Below are 17,538 nucleotides of genomic sequence, written 5' to 3'. Positions count from 1 at the left end.
TTTCCGTCGATACCGTGCGGATATTGGAATCTGAACGGAGAGCTCGACCGCTGCCCGTGCGCCGGCCGCCGAGGAAGTATTTCGCGCTCGAATTGATCGCAATGACTCTCGGCATCGAGCTTGAGCATCTTCTCGTTCAGTGCTTCAATGACGATGAGTTGGCTGCGTCCTGCTTTGCGTCAGTAATAGATCTGCGAGAGTCGGATATTGGTCGGTTCAATGATGTTCTGGGGAGCAGTTCACTGTCGCGGTTTATCGACTCTCTACCGAGTGATATCGAGAGCCTTATGAGGCTACCTGGCGTCCTGCAATTGAAGAATGCGCCGGCATTCGCGTACATCTTCGCCCTAGAGCGTAGTTTGCCAGCCCTCGAGATGGCTATCCTCGCCGAGCCGCCGGTGATTTTCTTAGATCGCGAGGAGATTGTCCGATGGGCGACCGGCATGGGATTAGAGGAGGATGATTTCGAGACATTTATATCGTTCGTAGCTGACTATCGTGATTATTCGCGACGGCTGGCCTTGGAGGGCTCGAAGCGATACAAGATCGTACTCGTAAAGCAGACGTTCCTTCACTTCCTGACAACGAAGAGTCGATCGGCAGTGCGGGCGATAATAGAAGATATGCTCTACATGCTGGATTGCTCGCCTGCTCTCGAGTTGGTGATACTTGACCTACCGGGTGGTACGGACGAACTTGAGATTATCTGCGGTCATGGTGACATACCCAGCTCGTTGGATTCGACTGTTAGCCTAGTGATACGGCAGACCTCGATGTCTGCAGAGGAAGTCGAATACTCTCTTGTTCCTATGCCGCCGACTCTATCCGGCCTGCAGCGGGACATCTCAAAGGTGAATCAGTATTGGTCATTGGCGCTTGATCAATACCGCGCGTCGACTCCAGCGCTCTACTGGATGACACCGAATCGGGTAACGATACTCCTGTTGAAGGAATTATTGAAAGACTTCACCTGAAGAAAGTCCGCTTTGCATCCGACTGATCGTTGGAGCCTGCGGCCCGCTTCGGTGGACCCGGGATCGCCACGCTCACACTGGCTTCATTCCTGGTTCCGTACGAGTCCGGTACCACTTCAATGGCAGCCTTTGGCGACCTCAGTCGCTCTTCCGTCCCTGGTGATGCGCGCGTCTTGTCCGTCTACTTATATCAAGGCTACCTAGGCACCTCGCAAGAGCCGCGGTCGCCGAGAACGCTGACCAGAACTGTGTTCAGCGGTCCGCCCTAAGGAGGCAGGCGATGTCAGTTCTGCGGGTTTTGTTGACTGTGATCAAAGACGAGCCAGTTCTGGGTCTGTTCATCGGAGTACTGCTAGTCAAGTACTGGCGTTCTGTGATCAAGGTGCTGCTCGGTCTGATACTTGGAGTTTTCCTGGTCGGGATGGCGGTCACGCTTATCCCTTGAGCGGCTTCCCACGGTGGCTGCCTCCACCGGACTGCTCAGGCGTCCGCGTCCGCGGCTTCGACCTCTTCGCGGGAGATGCCGAGCAGGTAGAGGATCGTGTCGAGGTACGGCACGCTCAGATGGGTGTCCGCGGCCGCGCGGACGACCGGCTTGGCGTTGAAGGCGATGCCGAGGCCGGCCGCCGCGAGCATGTCGAGGTCGTTCGCGCCGTCCCCGATCGCCACCGTCTGGGACAGCGGCGTCTGCGAGGACTCCGCGAACCGTCGCAGGGCAGTCGCCTTGCCGGCCCGGTCCACGATGTCGCCGACTACCTTGCCGGTCAGCTTGCCGTCCACGATCTCCAGCACGTTCGCCGCGGCGAAGTCGATGCCGAGGTCGGCGGCGAGCTTGTCCGTGATCTGGCTGAACCCGCCACTCACGATCGCGAACTGGTACCCGAGCCGCTTCAGCGTCCGGACCAGCGTGCGAGCCCCAGGCGCCAACTCGATCGCCTCGAACACCTCGTCCAAGGCCGAGGCGGGCAACCCTTCGAGCGTCGCTACCCGCTGCCGCAGCGAGTCGGCGAAGTCGAGGTCACCACGCATCGCCTGCTCCGTGACGGCGGCGACCTCCTCGAGCCGGCCCGCGTGCGCGGCGAGCATCTCGATCACCTCGCCCTGGATCAGGGTCGAGTCCACATCCATCACGATCAGCCGCTTCGCCCGCCGATACAGACCACCCGCCTGTACTGCGACGTCCAGGCCCTGGGTCACCCCTTCGAGCGCGAGCACCGTACGCAGTGAGTCCGGATCCGCACCGGACACGGCGATCTCCATCGCGGTGACCGGATAGCGCGCCATCCGGCTGATCCGGTCGATGTTCGCACCGGTGTCCGCGATCCGCCCGGCGATGGCGGCGAACCCCTTGGCCGTCAGCGGACTGCCGATCACGGTGACCTGGGTCCGGCCCTTGCGCCGCGGCTCGTTGTCGCCGAACCCTTTCTTGACCTCGATCTCGACGTCGAGGTTGTCGGCGAGCTGCTTGAGGGACTTCTTCAGCTCCTTGTGATCCCGCGGTGCCGTCAGCAGGACCCCGAGCACCAGGTGGCCTCGCAGTACGACCTGCTCGGCGTCGATCACGTCGAGTCCGTTGGTCGCGAGCATCGACAGGACTGCGGAAGTCAGGCCCGGGCGGTCCGTACCGGTCAACGTGACCAGCAACGTGGGGCGATCCAAAGGGGGCGTCTCGTGCTCAGCCTGTCCAGTCATGACAAGGCAGACGCTACCGAAACCGGGTTAACGGGAGGTGGGCGGTCCACATGCTGCCACCAACGCGCGCCGCGCCGCGGCGGCGAGATCCTGCAGCGTACGGCGGCGGGCGTCCGCGTCGGCGCCGGTCAGCGCGTTGCCGTCGTCCTCCAGAGCCGCATCCGCGATCGCCAGGCAGCGCCGGGCGGTCGCGGCGGCCTTCACCGCCCGCGGTTCGTAGCCGGGGGCAAGGTCATCGCCCTTGCCCGACCCGATCCGGCGGATGTCGATCAGCGCGTCGGCGACCTCCGGCTTCCACTTCGCCACATCCAGCGCGGCCAGGGATTCGGCCGCCTCGATCAGGGCGGCGCGGAGTCCCCGGTCGGCCTCGCCGAGGTCCGCCGGCTTCGGGCTGGTCGCTGGTAACACAGTCCACTGCACGGCAGGTCCGACGTACGCGGGAACCAGTCCGAGCTCAGCCCCACTCAGTACTACGGCCTCGCCCGACTCCAGCGCTGCCTCGTTGAACGGGGGTGGTCCGGCCAGCCCGATCGGATGACCCGGGATCGGCAGCGCCAGGTGTGCCTCGGTGGCTCCGGCGGCACGCAGCAGGTTGAGGGCTACGGGCAAGGTGGCAGGCGCCGGATGGGCGGCGAGCCCGGCTACGTGATGGCCGACGTCGTCGCCGAGGATCTGGTGCGCGGCGGTGTCGGGATCGCACGCGCCGGTCAGCATGGCGTTCGTCCAGACGGTGAAACGGACCGAGGCGGCAGTGGTCAGCACGCCCGTCAGTGTCCCACCCCGCGGCAGCGCCTCACACATCAGCAGGGTCATGGCGGATCGGCAGGAGCGACCACGTAGGTTTTGGTCCATGACTGCAGTGGTGGAGCTGGCCGGTGTCACGATCGTCCGCGGTGGCGCACGCCTGCTGGACAACATCGACTGGACCGTCGACGAGGCCGACCGTTGGGTGATCATCGGCCCCAACGGCGCCGGTAAGACCACCCTGTTGCAGATCGTCGCGGCGCAGATGCACCCGACCGAGGGGGTCGCCGGACTGCTCGGCGAGGTGCTCGGCGCGGTCGACGTGTTCGAGCTCCGGCCGCGGATCGGCCTCACCAGCGCCGCCCTCGCCGATCGCCTGCCCCGGTCCGAGCGGGTCTCCGATGTGGTCGTTTCCGCCTCGTACGCCGTACTGGGCCGGTGGCGCGAGGAGTACGACGAGCAGGACCACCAACGGGCCAAGGTACTGCTGACGGAACTCGGGATCGGTCACCTCAGCGAACGCACCTTCGGGACCTTGTCGGAGGGCGAGCGTAAACGCGTCCAGATCGCCCGGGCCCTGATGACGGACCCCGAACTGATGCTCCTCGACGAACCGGCCGCCGGTCTCGACCTCACCGGCCGCGAACAACTGGTCCGCTCGCTCAGCTCGATCGCGACCGCCGAAGGTTCCCCGGCGATGGTCCTGGTCACCCATCACGTCGAGGAGATCCCGCCCGGTTTCACCCACGCCCTGCTGCTCAAACAGGGTCACGTGATCGCCGCCGGCCCGATCACCGAGGCCCTCACCGCCCAGACCCTCAGCGAAACCTTCGACCTCGCCCTCTCCCTCGACCACCGAGAAGGCCGCTACACCGCCCGCGCCCTCTAACGATTCGCTTACGTCCGAAGGACCGAGGGTCCTGCCCCACGTCCCTTCGGACGTAAGAGTGGGTCCGGGGGAGGGGGCGGCGCGTCCGAGAGGTTCGCGGGCCTGTTGTAGGGCCCGATGGCGGATAGGCTTGGCAGATGATGGATTGGCTGCGGGACAACGTCTGGGCGGCTTGGCTCGGGATCGCGGTGGTGCTCGGTCTTGCCGAGCTCGCGTCGCTCGACTTCACCTTGTTGATGCTGGCGGCCGGAGCACTGACCGCCGCCGGGGTGGGGGCGTTCTTCCCGGGGTTGTTGTGGCTGCAGATCGTCATCGGGCTGATCACCTCGGCCGCGATGCTGGCCGCCATCCGGCCGCTGCTGGTGCGCAAGATCCATCACGGGGTCGATCTGAAGACTGGTTCGCAACACGAGATCGGCCGCACCGGTGTGGTGGTGAAGGAGATCCACCCCGACGGCGGCGGCTCGGTCAAGCTGGGTGGCGAGCTCTGGACGGCCCGCCCGTACGACGAGGTCTCCACCATTCCGCCTGGCACTCGGGTCGAGGTGATGATGATCGACGGCGCGACCGCGGTGGTCTATCCGATCGGCGAACCCCTCGGCCACCGCCTGCCGGAGCTCGGCCAGTCCGACGACCCCGAACCACCCCGCTGACCCGGCGCCACGCCCGCTGACCTCGCTTGAGCGGGCCCGGGGCCGAAGTACTCTCGCCTATAGGGACATCGTGCCGTCGGCGCCTCGTCCCACCTCGAGAATATTGCCTGGTCAGCTAGCTGGATCGGGACGGAACCGGGGTGGGCACTGGCCCGTCGATAGGTAAGACTGTCCGTCCTGAGTTCTGTTGAGTGGAGGATCACGTGGAAGCGTTCCTCATCGTGCTGGCACTGGTAGCCCTACTGGTGATCGTCACGTTGGTCAAGTCCGTCCGGGTCGTGCAGCAGCAGACCGTGGGCATCGTGGAGCGGTTCGGGAAGTTCAAGGTGGGCCTGCAACCCGGCCTGAACCTGCTGACCCCGTTCGTCGACAAGGTCCGCTACACCATCGACATGCGCGAGCAGGTCGTGGCGTTCCCGCCCCAGGGCGTCATCACCGAGGACAACCTGATGGTGTCGATCGACTCCGTCATCTACTTCCAGGTGAACGACCCGGTCCGGGCGACGTACGAGATCTCCAACTACATCCAGGCGATCGAGCAGCTGACCATGACCACGCTGCGGAACATCATCGGTGGCATGGACCTGGAGCAGACGCTGACCAGCCGCGAGGAGATCAACGAGAAGCTCCGCTACGTGCTGGACGAGGCGACCGGCAAGTGGGGGATCCGGGTGAACCGGGTGGAGCTCCGCTCGATCGACCCGCCGCCCTCGATCCAGGACTCGATGGAGAAGCAGATGCGCGCCGACCGCGACAAGCGCGCCGCGATCCTCACCGCCGAAGGTATGCGGCAGTCCGCGGTGCTGTCGGCCGAGGGCCAGAAGCAGTCCGCGATCCTGACCGCGCAGGGCGACCGGGAGTCCCGGATCCTGCGCGCGCAGGCCGAGCGGGAGGCCCGGATCCTGAAGGCGCAGGGTGAGGCGCAGGCCATCACCACCGTCTTCAACGCGATCCACGCGGGCAAGCCCGACCAGGGTCTGCTGGCCTACCAGTACCTGCAGATGCTGCCGTCCATCGCTCAAGGCGACTCGAACAAGCTGTGGATCATCCCGAGCGAGATCGGCAAGGCGATGGAGGGCCTCGGCAGTGCCGTCGGCCAGATCGCCGGCATCACCCAGAAGGCCGAGGGCCCCTTCCCGGAGCCGGAGCTCGGTGACTCGGCAGCGATCCAGGTCGACCGCGGGATGGGCACGGCTGCCACTCCGGATGCTGCTGTCGTCGAGGCCGACAACGCCGTACAGGAAGCCATCGCGGCTGCTCAGAACGCGGCAGTCGGTTCGCGCAGCCAGCAGGCGGCACCGCCGGCGGTCACCGCTGCTCCCGAGCAAACCTCTCCGGTCCAGGACAGCTCTCCGCCGGAGCGCTGACACCCAGTACTACGTTTCGTCCACGGTCCGGTCCACCGCCAAGGTGTGCCGGACCGTGTGACGTTCGCGTCATTGCACGTTCAACCTCTGGACGTGCAGGCCCGCGCAGTCCAGCAGTGCGTAGAGTCTGGCAACGATGACTTGGTTCGAGGCGCTGTTCGTCTTGCTGGCGGGGATGGGCGCGGGCACGATCAACGCGGTGGTGGGCTCGGGCACTCTGCTGACCTTCCCCGCGTTGCTTGCTGTCGGCATCCCACCCGTGCTGGCGAACGTCAGCAATAGCGTCGGCCTGTCACCCGGTACCGCGGCCGGCGCGATCGGCTACCGGCGGGAACTCGAAGGCCAGCGGGGGCGGATGATCCGGCTGGTCCCGGCCTCGCTGATCGGTGGGGTGGTCGGGGGAGTGCTGCTGCTGGTCCTGCCGGAGTCCGCGTTCCACGCGATCGTTCCCGTGCTGATCCTGCTCGGCTGCGTTCTGGTCGCGCTCCAACCGTGGCTGTCGAAGTGGATCAGCGTTCCCGACCACACCCATCGCGGCGCCTGGTGGGTGATCCCTGCGGTGTTCGCCACCGGGATCTACGGCGGGTACTTCGGTGCGGCCCAGGGCGTGCTGCTGATGGCGATCCTCGGCCTCGGCATGGACGCGAACCTGCAGCGGATGAACGCGTTGAAGAACGTGCTGGCAACCGCCGTGAATACGGTCGCGGCCGTGCTGTTCATCATCGTCGCCGATGTGAACTGGCTGGCCGCGGGGCTGATCGCGGTCGGCTCGACGATCGGCGGCTTCGTCGGCGCGCGCTACGGCCGCCGGCTACCGCCGATCGCCCTGCGCGGCATGATCGTCGCGATCGGCATCGTCGCCATCGTCACGATGGCCTTCTGAACTAATCGACACTGTTGAGCTTCGCGGAGACCCCGGCGATCAGCAGGTCCAGGCCGTAGTCGAACTGCTCCTCGCCACCGGTGGTGCGGGTCAGCTCCGGTAGCAGTTCCACCACGGTCGGAAACTCGGTCGGCGACAGCGAGTGCACTGCGGTCCACAACCGCCGCGCCCCTTCCGGATCCCGTCGCTCCGCCGCCATGTGGATCTCCCAGGACGTCGCGCCCAACACGTAGGTGAACAAGGTGGTGTGCGTCCGCGCCGCGGTCTCCGCGTCGAACCCGGCCGAGCGCAGGACACCGAGCAGTCCCTCGGCGACCCGGGCCGTCTCGTGGCCGCTCAGCGGCCGCCTCGCGAGTAGTTGTGCAAGGCAAGGATGTTGCAGCATCAGCCGGCGCAGACCGCGGCAGACCGCCCGGACCTGGTCCGGCCATGGGGTGTCGGCGGGTGCCGGGGGAACCAAGGCCATCAGGTGATCGCGCACCGCGTCGTACAGGTCATCCTTGTTGCGGAAGTAGGTGTAGAGCGCCATCGGGCCGACTCCGAGCTCGGCGGCCAGCCCGCGGAGGCTGAACGCGGCGGTGCCGCCGGCCTCCATCAGGTCGAGCGCGGTCTGGATGATCAGCTCCGGGTTCAGGGTGTTCCGCGGCGTCCGGGGTCTGGCGCCGGTCATCTGTCTCCACCTCCTCGGGGTGCGCGACGCACCTCACAGTGCGACTACTAACGTACGGTGTACAGTACAGTGTAGAGAAGCTTGAAGGCAACGTGCCGCGAGGCACACTGGAAGGGATGGCAAGCGTGCGAGCCGTACAGATCACCGAGTTCGGTGGCCCGGAAGTGCTCAAGGTGAGCGAGGTCGAGGAGCCGGTACCTGGCGATGGCCAGGTGCTGATCACCGTCGACCGCGCTGGCGTCAACTACGCCGACACCCACCAGGTCGAGAACAGCTACCTGGCGAAGGCCGAGCTGCCGATGATCCCGGGTGGCGAGGTCGTGGGTCATACCGCGGACGGCCGCCGGGTCGTAGCGCTGGTCACTGGTGGCTATGCCGAGAAGGCGGTTGCGCACGCGCCGTACGCGTTCGACGTGCCGGAGGGGGTGAGCGACGGTGACGCGCTCGCGCTGGTGCTGCAGGGCACGACCGCCTGGCATCTGCTGAAGACCTCCACCCATCTACAGCCGGGAGAGTCGGTGCTCGTGCACGCCGGTGCCGGCGGGGTCGGATCGCTCGCGGTCCAGCTCGCCAAGCTCTGGGGTGCCGGCCGCGTGATCGCCACCGCCTCCACCGAGGACAAGCGCAAGCAGGTCCTGGACCTTGGTGCGGATGCCGCGATCGACGGCGACCCCGAGGGTCTGAAGGACCGGATCATCGAGGCGAACGGCGGCAAGCCGGTCGACATCGTGCTGGAGATGGTCGGCGGCCGCACCTTCGACGAGTCGTTCGACGCGCTGGCTCCCATCGGCCGCCTGGTCACCTTCGGGGCCGCCTCGCGTGAGCAGGGGAGCCCGATCGACCCCGGCCGGTTGATGAAGGGTTCGAAGACCGTCGCCGGCTTCTGGCTGGTCGACTTCTTGAAGAATCCCGCCCTGCTCGGTGGCCCGCTGACCGAACTCTTCGGCCTGGCCGCCGAAGGCAAGCTTCGCCCGATCGTCGGCGGCGAGTACGCGCTGTCCGAGATCGCGACTGCCCACGAAGACCTGCGAGCCCGCCGGACCGTCGGCAAGCTCGTGCTGGACCCCACCCGCTGAATCGTCAGGAGACTCTTCATGATCGCTGTTGAGAAGGTTCTGTACACCGCCCGCGCCACCGCCCACGGCGGCCGCGACGGCCACACCGCGTCGGACGACGGCAAGCTCGACGTCACCGTCGCGCCGCCGAAGGAGATGGGCGGCAACGGTGAAGGCACCAACCCCGAGCAGTTGTTCGCGGCCGGCTTCGCATCCTGTTTCCACAGCGCGCTGAAGGTCGTCGGCCGCCGGGCCAAGCAGCCCGTCGACGGCTCGACCGTCACCGCCGCCGTGGGCATCGGCCCGATCAACGGTGGCGCCGGCTACGGCCTGGAGGTCGCGCTCGAGGTGTCGCTGCCGGGTGTCGAGCGCGCGGTCGCCGAGGACCTGGTCGCCAAGGCCCACGAGGTCTGCCCGTACTCCAACGCCACCCGCGGCAACATCAAGGTCGACCTCGTCGTCGCCTGATCAGAATAGTGATCAACCGGCGGTGATGATCAGAAAACTGGACATCACCGCCGACGCAACGGACCGGCCGGTTGGGCAGAGCTCAGCCGAGCCGGTCCTGTGCTTCCAGCAGCAGTGCCTGGGTCTCGCTGGTCGGCGCGGCGGCGATGCTCAGCGCGTCCATGATCGCCGCGTACTCGTCGAGGTCCTCGATCTTGTCCAGGTACAGCGCGCTGGCCGCGTGCTCGATGTACACGACGTCGGGCAGATCGCCCTCGGGGAAGCGCAGAATACTGAACGCCCCACCGGCACCCGGGTAGCCGACGCTGCTGAACGGCATCACCTGCAGGGTCACGTTCGGCAGCCGGTCCAGTTTCATCAGGTGCTCGATCTGCTCGTACATCGTGTCGCGGCCGCCGATCGGGCGGCGCAGTACGGCCTCGTCGATGATCACCCAGAGCTTGACCGGATTCGCCCTGGTCAGGATCTGCTGGCGGGTCACCCGGAGGGCGACCCGCTGGTCGATCTCCTCCTGGGGCAGGTAGGACTTGCCGAGCTGGACCACGGCCCGGGCGTAGTTCTCGGTCTGCAGCAGGCCGGGGACGAACAGCACCTCGTAGCTGCGGATCAGCTTGGCGGCGACCTCGAGTCCGACGTAGTTGTGGAACCAGGACGGCATCACATCGCCGTACCGGGACCACCAGCCAGGGTTGTTCGCGGCCCGGGACAGGTCGATCAGCCGGTCGCGTTCGTGCGGGTCCTTCAGGCCGTAGAGATCGAGCAGATCGCCGACGTCGCGTTCCTTGAAGCCGACCCGGCCGAGTTCCATCCGGCTGACCTTGGACTCGGAGGAGCGGATCTGCCAGCCCGCGTCGGCGCGGCTGATCCCGGCGGCCTCACGCATCCGGCGCAGGTGACCGCCGAGCATGATCCGCAGTGCGGTCGGCCCGCCTTCGTCTCCCCCTGGCACCGTCACGCCGTAGATCTTAACGGCCAGGACCGCTGCGGCCGATACTTCAGGCGGGTGCGGCGAGAGCGAGCACGGAGGCGGTGGGGAGCTTCGCGAGATCGGCGCCCTCGACCAGCAGCTTGGAGGCGCGGATGCCGCTGCCGATCACGAGCAGCCCGGCCTGGGCGACGGCCTCGTCGACGAGCACCGGCCAGTCCGCCGGCAGCCCGATCGGAGTGATCCCGCCGTACTCCATCCCGGTCGAGCCGACGGCATCGTCCTGGGCCGCGAAGGAGATCTTCCGGACCCCGAGATGCTTGCGGATCACTCCGTTCACGTCCGCCCGGTGGGTCGCCAGCACCATCACCGCGGCGTACGTCGACTCGCCGGCTCGCTTGCCGTGCACGATCACGCAGTTCGCCGACGCGGCCATCGGTACGTCGTACTCCGCGCAGAAGGCGGCCGTGTCCGCCAGAGTCGGGTCGATCGCCGTCGCATAAGCGGGCAGCCCGGACAGGGCCGCGCGGACTGGTTCGGCGAGGAGGTCCGGGACGTCCGCGGCGGGTTGCCAGTCGAGGTTGCCCAGGTGCGGTGAGGTCACCGCGAACCAGCCTGGTCGACGAGATCGGCGTACTCGGTGTGCTGCGTCAGGAAGTCCTGGTAGTACGGGCAGGCGGGCTTGACCCGCAGACCGGCGTCCCGGGCGTCGTTGAGGGATTTCGTCGCGATCTTGCCCGCGACCCCGTGGCCGCGAAACTCCGGCAGCGTCTCGGCGTGCACGAAGACGATCGTGTCGCCGTCCAGCCGGTAGTCGGCGAAACCCATCAGCGCACCGGTGGCGTCATGCGCCTCGTACCGGCTCTGATCCTTGGCGTCCACGATGGTGATCTCGTTCTCCATACCGCCAACTCTAGCCACAGCATCCGACTAGTCCTTGGGAGCTAGGGCCCGGCGGATCGCGTCCTTCTTGTCGGCTGCCATCCGCCGCGTGACTGCCGCCTCCGGGACAGCAATGGAGCCGTGGAAGGTGCCGGGGTAGCTGTGCAGCTCGACCCGGACCCCGGCAGCGAGGAGGCGCTGGGCGTAGATCAGCCCTTCGTCGCGGAGCGGATCGAACTCGCAGGTCGCGACGAAGGCGGGCGGCAGCCCGGACAGGTCCTCCATCCGCGCCGGAGCCGCGTACTGGAGTCCCAGGACTTCGGGCGTTCCGGACAGGTAGTACTTCCAGCTGAGTTCAGCTTTACCGCGATCCCACAGCGGGGTGTCCACGAACCTCTTCATCGAAGCGGTTTCCAGCCGGTCGTCGAGCTCCGGGATGTCGAGGAACTGGTGTGTCAGCGCCGGGCCTCCCCGGTCCCGGGCCAGCAGCGCGACCGCGGCCGCCAGACCACCGCCCGCACTCTCCCCGCCGACCGCGATCCGCGCCGGATCGACGCCCAGTTGACCGGCCTCGGACGCGAGCCACTCGAGTGCGGCGTAGCAGTCCTCCAGGCCCGCCGGGAACGGATCCTCCGGGGCCAGCCGGTAGCCCACCGAGACGACCACCGCGCCGGCGTCGCGGGCGATCTCGGCCGGAGCCTGCTCCGACATGTCGAGGTCTCCGATCACGAAGCCGCCGCCATGGATGTGCAGATAGCCGGCCCGCGGTGAGCTCGTCGTAGCGGTGGGCGTGTAGATCCGGATCGGTACGCCGGGCGCGCCGTCGCGGCCGGGGATCGTGGCGTTCCGGGTCTCGACGTCATCGGGGACTTCCCGGGCCGGCATCAGCGCGATGAGCTGACTCAGCCTGTCACGGCCGGCGACCACGTCCGCGAAGTCCATCTCGGGAACCATCGCCAACCACGGCACCAGTTCCGGGTCGATCGCGTACTCGCTCATCTGCGAACCTCTCTGTTCGGCTGTCCCTCGAGCATCCGCCCGCGCCGGTCCTGGCGGGAGCCGCCAGCTGGCGGCGATCCCGGGGTCCGCATCCGCCGACTGTCGGAGCCGTCAGACCACCGGCCACACAGGTAGCCTCGGGACATGAAGGGCCTGTTGCTCCGGCTGAACAGCTTGGACTCCACCGCGGAGAGCGCCGTCCGGGTGATCGGGTTCTTCGACGCCCTGGTGACGAGCAAGGCCGATCTCGGCACGTTGCTGCAGAGTACGGCGACCCTCGCCGAGTGTCCGGTGGGGATCGACGCGGCCGCCCGGGGACTGGTGCTCCGCGCCGATCCGGCCGGCGGCGTCGAGCTGGGCGGTCCGCCGGCAGGGGCGGGCCTGCGCGAGTACGGAGATGCTGTCTTCTGGCTTGCCAGAGAGGGGGCGGCACTGCCCCTGGACGAGATGGTGCTGGAACGCTTCGCGCTGGCCGGCTCGATCCTGCTCGACCGTACGGTCAGCAGCCTGCCGGCCGTCGGCGATCCCGCTCTGGTGGAGCTCGTCGTGGCCGACTCGACAGGCATCGTCGAACGGTCCCGTGCACTCCATCTGCTCGGCCTGTCGCCGACCGCATCCCTGCGAGTCGCCGCCTTCGCCGGTACGCCGGACCTGGGCGCGGCCGGCATCACTCGTACGGCGATCATCGGTGACGTCTCCGCGGCACTACTGCCGGACTCCACCGGGTCGGACACGGTGTTGGTCGAAGGGACGCTGATGGGGTTAGGGCCCGAGTTGCCGGGAGCCCAGGCAGCCGAGTCGTGGCGGGCAGCGCGGACCGCCTTGCGTTTTGCCTCGCATGAGTTGCCGGTTATCCCGGCGGATCAGTTGGGCGGTCTCGTCGTACTGGCCGAGCGGCTGCGGCCGGAAGACATCGCAAGCTCGCCGGACGTCGCCGCGCTCGACCGGATCGCAGCTGAACCCGGTGGCGACGACCTGCTGAGCATCCTGCGTGCCTACTGCGCCACGGACTCAGTGCGCAAGGCGGCCGCCCTCGTCTACCGGCACCACAGCACTGTCGCCTACCGGTTGGAGCACGCCGAGGCAGTGCTCGGTTTCGAGCTGGGCAACCCGGCGGGCCGTCTCCGGCTGAGCCTCGCCATGGTGATGCTCGCCCTGCGACCGCAGTAGATCCGCCTAGGATCACCGCGTGGGTTCTCTCCTGGTTGCCGGTACTACGTCCGACGCGGGCAAGACGACCGTGGTGACCGGGCTCTGCCGGTGGTTGGCACGCCACGGGGTGCGGGTGGCGCCGTACAAGGCACAGAACATGTCGAACAACTCGATGGTCTGCGCGGACGGTGCCGAGATCGGCCGGGCCCAGTGGATCCAGGCGGTCGCCGCCGGTGCCGAGCCCGAGGCGGCGATGAACCCGGTCCTGCTGAAACCCGGCAGTGACCAGCGCAGCCATGTCGTGTTGATGGGGGAGCCGTGGGGTGAGCTCACCTCCCGCGGGTTCCTCACCGAGCGGGCCGAACTCGCGAAGGCCGCCTTTGCCGCATACGACGACCTAGCGAGCCGGTACGACGTGGTGATCAGCGAGGGTGCGGGTAGTCCGACGGAGATCAATCTGCGGCAGTCCGACTACGTGAACATGGGGCTCGCGCAGCACACGCGGGCGCCGGTCGTGGTGGTCGGTGACATCGATCGCGGTGGCTTGTTCGCGTCGATGTTCGGCACGGTGGCGTTGCTGTCGGCAGCGGACCAGGCATTGGTGAGCGGGTTCGTGGTGAACAAGTTCCGGGGTGATGTGTCGCTGCTGCAACCGGGGATCGACATGCTCGCGTCGGTGACCGGGCGCCCGACGTACGGCGTGCTGCCGTGGTTGCCCGATCTCTGGCTGGATTCGGAGGACGCGTTGGACATCCCGGCGCGACGGACGGCGCACGATGCCGACGTGCTTTCGGTGGCGGTGGTGCGGTTCCCCCGGATCAGTAACTTCACCGATCTGGATGCGCTCGCGGTGGAGCCGACCACGAGTGTGTTCTTCACGGCGAGCCCGGCCGAGGTCCGCGATGCGGATCTGGTGGTGCTGCCGGGGTCGCGAGCCACTACGTCCGACTTGGCGTGGTTGCGATCTACCGGGCTGGCGGATGCGGTGGTGGCGCGGGTCGCGGCTGGTCGGCCGGTGCTGGGGATCTGCGGTGGGTATCAGTTGCTGGGTGGTGCGATCGCGGATCCCTTGGGGGTCGAGGGCGGCGGAAGTCATACCGGTCTCGAGTTGTTGCCAGTGGCAACCGAATTCGCTGCCGCGAAGATTTTGGCCCGGCCCGCGCCGACGGCGTACGAGATCCATCATGGGGTGGTGAGTGCGACGGGGGAGGCAGAGGCGTTTCCGGGCGGCTGCCGGATTGGAGTGGTGTGGGGGACGATCTGGCACGGGCTGCTGGACGATGACGCGGTCCGGCATCGGTTCCTGGCGGAGATCGCCGCGATGACCGGGAAGTCCGCGCCGGACGGGACGGTTTCGTTCGCCGCGCTGCGGGAGGCCCGGCTGGACCTGCTGGCCGACGCGATCGACGAGCATCTCGACACGGCGGCACTGCTCGAGCTGATCGAGAAGGGCGCACCGGCCGGCCTGCGGTTCGTCCCGCCAGGCGCACCTGGCTGACTGTCGGAACGATGGTTTAGCGTCCCCGGTATGGACCTCAAACCTGTGCTGCACGAGTACCTCCGGGCCACGCGAGCCTTGATGCTCGCCAAGCTGGACGGCCTGAGTGAGTACGACCGGCGCCGCCCGCTGGTGCGGTCTGGGACCAACCTGCTCGGGCTGGTCAAGCACCTGGCGGGGATCGAGTACGTCTACCTCGGGACGAGCCTCGGCCGACCGCCGGAGGAGAAGCTCGCCTGGGAGGGGGACGGCTCGGTCTGGGAGGGCGCCGACATGTGGGCACTGCCGTCCGAGACGAGCGAGTACCTGACTGCGCTCTACCGCCGCGCCTGCGAACACGGCGACCGGACGATCGCGGAGCTGGACCTGGACGCACCTGCCGAAGTCCCGCACTGGCCGGCAGAGCGCAGGAAGACCACCCTGGGCGTGCTGCTCGTCCGCGTGGTCGACGAAACCGCCCACCACGCCGGCCACGCCGACATCGTCCGCGAGCTGATCGACGGCCAGGGCGGCTCCGACGCGGACATGGTCGACGAGGCCGGCTGGCGTGACTACCACACCAAGGTGCAGCAGGCCGCTGAAACCTTCAAGTAGGCAGCGTCCCAGGCACGAAGCGGGCCGAGCCTGACCGTGACTTGACTACCGTGACAGTTTTACTGTCACAATGCTGGGCATGGGTCCACTGCGTGGGGTGAGGGTTGTCGAGCTGGCCGGGCTCGGGCCGGCGCCGTTCGCCTGCATGATGCTGGCCGAGCTGGGTGCCGAGGTGGTCCGCGTGGAGCGGCCCGGGGGCGGGCTGGCGTTCGGGCCCTCTGAGCTGGAGCTGGTGAACCGGGGCCGGCGGAGTATCGCGCTGGATCTGAAGAACCCGGCGGCGATCGACGCGGTGCTCCAGTTGGTCGAGCAGGCTGACGTGCTGGTGGAAGGATTCCGGCCGGGTGTCGCCGAGCGGTTGGGGCTCGGGCCGGAGCAGTGTCAGGCGATCAACCCGAAGTTGGTCTACGGGCGGATGACCGGGTGGGGTCAGGACGGGCCGCTTGCCCAGACGGCCGGACATGACATCGACTACCTCGCGCTGTCAGGTGCGTTACACCTGATCGGGCGCGCGGGCGGGCCACCTCAAGTCCCGGCGAATCTGCTTGGCGACTTCGCCGGCGGATCGCTCTATCTGGTGGTCGGCGTACTGGCTGCGTTGGTGGAGGCCCGGGGGAGTGGCCAAGGGCAGGTCGTCGATGCGGCGATCGTGGATGGCGCCGCGCACCTCACCACGATGCTGTTGGGCGCGTTGGCCTCCGGCAACTGGAAGCAGGAGCGCGGTACGAACCTGCTCGACACGGGTGCGCCGTTCTACGACGTGTACGAGACGTCCGACGCGAAGTACATGGGGGTCGGGGCGATCGAGCCACAGTTCTACGACGAGCTGATCCGGTTGCTCGAGATCTCGCCGCCGGACCGGTACGACCTTGCGAGCTGGCCGGAGCTCCGCAAGGTCCTGGCCGAGACGTTCGCCCGGCGGACCCAGGCCGAGTGGACCGAGGTGTTCGACGGCAGCGATGCCTGTGTCTCCCCGGTCCTGCCGCTGGCGGGCGACCATCCGCATCTTGTTGCCAGGGGCACCTTTGTGGAGAAGGACGGGGTCCGGCAGGCCGCTCCCGCCCCGCGCTTCTCCCGGACGCCGTCGGAGCTCGGCGAACCACCTGCGCGCCCTGGGCAACACACCCGCGCCGCCCTGACCGATTGGGCTGTCACTGGCGTCGACGAACTACTTGCCACCGGAGCCGCAGTACAGGCTGAGGAACGATAGGAGACCGCCCGTGCAACGTCAGCTTTTCGATGCCGATCACGACGCCTTCCGGGAGACCGCGCGCGCCTTCTGTGACAAGGAGATCGTGCCGCATCACGACGCCTGGGAGGAGGCCGGCATCGTGCCGCGCGAGCTGTGGACCGCGGCCGGCGCGGCGGGCCTGCTCGGCTTCATGGTCCCGGAGCAGTACGGCGGTGGGGGATCCCGCGACTTCCGGTTCAATGCGGTGGTGATCGAGGAGGTCACCAAGGCTCGCGCGAGCGGTCCCGGGTTCAGCGTTCACGCGGACATCGTCTCGGCGTACCTGCTGGACTACGCGACGGACGAGCAGCAGGCGCGCTGGCTGCCGAAGTTCTGCAGCGGCGAGACGATCGCCGCGATCGCGATGACCGAGCCCGGCGCCGGCAGCGATCTGCAGGGGATCCAGACGACGGCGATCCGCGACGGCGACCACTACGTCCTCAACGGGCAGAAGACGTTCATCTCGAACGGCATCCTGGCCGACCTCGTCATCGTGGTCGCCAAGACCGACCCGAGCGCGGGGTACGAGGGCATCTCCCTCCTGGTCGTCGAGCGGGGAATGCCTGGCTTCGAGCGCGGCCGCAATCTCGACAAGATCGGTCTGAAGGCACAGGACACCGCCGAACTGTTCTTCGACAACGTGCGGGTGCCGGTCGCGAACCTGCTCGGCGAGGAGGGCAAGGGCTTCGTCTGTCTGATGGAGAAGCTCCCGCAGGAGCGGCTCACCATCGCTGTGGTGGCCGCCGCCGCGTGCGAGAGCATGCTCGAGTCGACCCTGCGGTACGTGAAGGAGCGGAAGGCGTTCGGCCGTCCGATCGGCTCGTTCCAGAACAGCCGTTTCGTCCTCGCGGAGCTGGCCACC

The 17,538-nt window shown here is 67.5% G+C and carries 20 protein-coding genes; 13 read left to right on the top strand and 7 right to left on the bottom strand.

Features of this window, described 5'->3' with window-relative positions; translation table 11 throughout:
• On the top strand, window positions 1–974 hold a 974-nt coding region (locus tag VFG33_RS33855; protein ID WP_325057084.1), incomplete at its 5' end, for a hypothetical protein.
• 280 nt (window positions 975–1,254) lie between these two features.
• Complete coding sequence (locus VFG33_RS33850) at window positions 1,255–1,419, top strand: hypothetical protein (RefSeq protein WP_325057083.1); 165 nt, start codon at window positions 1,255–1,257, stop codon at window positions 1,417–1,419.
• Window positions 1,420–1,454: 35 nt separating this feature from the next.
• Here the strand turns inward: VFG33_RS33850 and serB are convergent, their stop codons facing one another.
• Both serB and VFG33_RS33840 read right to left on the bottom strand, forming a co-directional pair.
• Window positions 1,455–2,666, bottom strand: coding sequence for a phosphoserine phosphatase SerB (gene serB / locus VFG33_RS33845; RefSeq protein ID WP_325057082.1), 1,212 nt, complete (start codon window positions 2,664–2,666; stop codon window positions 1,455–1,457).
• A gap of 27 nt (window positions 2,667–2,693) precedes the next feature.
• On the bottom strand, window positions 2,694–3,428 hold the full coding sequence (locus VFG33_RS33840) for an Rv1486c family protein (RefSeq protein WP_325057081.1): 735 nt from the start codon (window positions 3,426–3,428) through the stop codon (window positions 2,694–2,696).
• A gap of 88 nt (window positions 3,429–3,516) precedes the next feature.
• Between VFG33_RS33840 and VFG33_RS33835 the strand changes: the two genes are divergently transcribed.
• The 4 genes from VFG33_RS33835 to VFG33_RS33820 all read left to right on the top strand — a co-directional run bounded on the left by VFG33_RS33835 (window position 3,517) and on the right by VFG33_RS33820 (window position 7,202).
• Window positions 3,517–4,299, top strand: a complete 783-nt coding sequence (locus VFG33_RS33835; RefSeq protein ID WP_325057080.1) for an ABC transporter ATP-binding protein — start codon at window positions 3,517–3,519, stop codon at window positions 4,297–4,299.
• Window positions 4,300–4,436: 137 nt separating this feature from the next.
• Complete coding sequence (locus VFG33_RS33830) at window positions 4,437–4,952, top strand: NfeD family protein (protein ID WP_325057079.1); 516 nt, start codon at window positions 4,437–4,439, stop codon at window positions 4,950–4,952.
• 203 nt (window positions 4,953–5,155) lie between these two features.
• Window positions 5,156–6,319 (top strand): SPFH domain-containing protein, encoded by a 1,164-nt coding sequence (locus VFG33_RS33825; RefSeq protein ID WP_325057078.1) that lies wholly within the window; start codon window positions 5,156–5,158, stop codon window positions 6,317–6,319.
• 136 nt (window positions 6,320–6,455) lie between these two features.
• Window positions 6,456–7,202 (top strand): sulfite exporter TauE/SafE family protein, encoded by a 747-nt coding sequence (locus tag VFG33_RS33820; protein ID WP_325057077.1) that lies wholly within the window; start codon window positions 6,456–6,458, stop codon window positions 7,200–7,202.
• Between the two features lies 1 nt (window position 7,203).
• Here the strand turns inward: VFG33_RS33820 and VFG33_RS33815 are convergent, their stop codons facing one another.
• Window positions 7,204–7,872, bottom strand: coding sequence for a TetR/AcrR family transcriptional regulator (locus VFG33_RS33815; protein ID WP_325057076.1), 669 nt, complete (start codon window positions 7,870–7,872; stop codon window positions 7,204–7,206).
• 116 nt (window positions 7,873–7,988) lie between these two features.
• Here VFG33_RS33815 and VFG33_RS33810 point away from each other — a divergent pair, with 116 nt between their 5' ends.
• Together VFG33_RS33810 and VFG33_RS33805 are read left to right on the top strand one after the other, a co-directional pair.
• Window positions 7,989–8,948, top strand: coding sequence for a quinone oxidoreductase family protein (locus tag VFG33_RS33810; RefSeq protein ID WP_325057075.1), 960 nt, complete (start codon window positions 7,989–7,991; stop codon window positions 8,946–8,948).
• 18 nt (window positions 8,949–8,966) lie between these two features.
• A complete protein-coding gene (locus tag VFG33_RS33805) occupies window positions 8,967–9,395 on the top strand; it encodes an organic hydroperoxide resistance protein (protein WP_325057074.1) in 429 nt (142 codons plus the stop codon).
• Between the two features lie 82 nt (window positions 9,396–9,477).
• Here the strand turns inward: VFG33_RS33805 and VFG33_RS33800 are convergent, their stop codons facing one another.
• Genes VFG33_RS33800 through VFG33_RS33785 form a run of 4 tightly spaced genes read right to left on the bottom strand, consistent with a single transcriptional unit; the run spans window position 9,478 to window position 12,201 of the window.
• Entirely contained in the window at window positions 9,478–10,344 is an 867-nt protein-coding gene (locus VFG33_RS33800; protein WP_524538166.1) for a Sco1979 family transcriptional regulator, read from the bottom strand.
• 46 nt (window positions 10,345–10,390) lie between these two features.
• Window positions 10,391–10,924: a YbaK/EbsC family protein gene (locus tag VFG33_RS33795; protein ID WP_325057073.1), complete on the bottom strand. Its 534-nt coding sequence runs from the start codon at window positions 10,922–10,924 to the stop codon at window positions 10,391–10,393.
• Window positions 10,921–11,223, bottom strand: a complete 303-nt coding sequence (locus VFG33_RS33790) for a GNAT family N-acetyltransferase (protein ID WP_325057072.1) — start codon at window positions 11,221–11,223, stop codon at window positions 10,921–10,923. Before VFG33_RS33790 ends, VFG33_RS33795 begins: the two co-directional genes overlap by 4 nt.
• 27 nt (window positions 11,224–11,250) lie before the next feature.
• Window positions 11,251–12,201 (bottom strand): alpha/beta hydrolase, encoded by a 951-nt coding sequence (locus VFG33_RS33785; protein ID WP_325057071.1) that lies wholly within the window; start codon window positions 12,199–12,201, stop codon window positions 11,251–11,253.
• 144 nt (window positions 12,202–12,345) lie between these two features.
• Here VFG33_RS33785 and VFG33_RS33780 point away from each other — a divergent pair, with 144 nt between their 5' ends.
• From VFG33_RS33780 to VFG33_RS33760, 5 genes are all read left to right on the top strand, one after another.
• A complete protein-coding gene (locus tag VFG33_RS33780) occupies window positions 12,346–13,371 on the top strand; it encodes a helix-turn-helix domain-containing protein (RefSeq protein WP_325057070.1) in 1,026 nt (341 codons plus the stop codon).
• A 19-nt stretch (window positions 13,372–13,390) separates the two neighbouring features.
• Window positions 13,391–14,851: a cobyric acid synthase gene (locus VFG33_RS33775; RefSeq protein WP_325057069.1), complete on the top strand. Its 1,461-nt coding sequence runs from the start codon at window positions 13,391–13,393 to the stop codon at window positions 14,849–14,851.
• A gap of 30 nt (window positions 14,852–14,881) precedes the next feature.
• Entirely contained in the window at window positions 14,882–15,445 is a 564-nt protein-coding gene (locus VFG33_RS33770) for a DinB family protein (RefSeq protein ID WP_325057068.1), read from the top strand.
• Between the two features lie 79 nt (window positions 15,446–15,524).
• Window positions 15,525–16,655, top strand: coding sequence for a CaiB/BaiF CoA transferase family protein (locus VFG33_RS33765; protein ID WP_325057067.1), 1,131 nt, complete (start codon window positions 15,525–15,527; stop codon window positions 16,653–16,655).
• A gap of 10 nt (window positions 16,656–16,665) precedes the next feature.
• Window positions 16,666–17,538 (top strand): acyl-CoA dehydrogenase family protein (locus VFG33_RS33760; protein ID WP_325057066.1); only part of this gene is annotated, 873 nt, incomplete at its 3' end.

This window comes from Kribbella sp., from assembly GCF_035687465.1.
Taxonomy (GTDB): Bacteria; Actinomycetota; Actinomycetes; order Propionibacteriales; family Kribbellaceae; genus Kribbella.
This window is presented reverse-complemented; position numbering and strand designations above follow the sequence as displayed.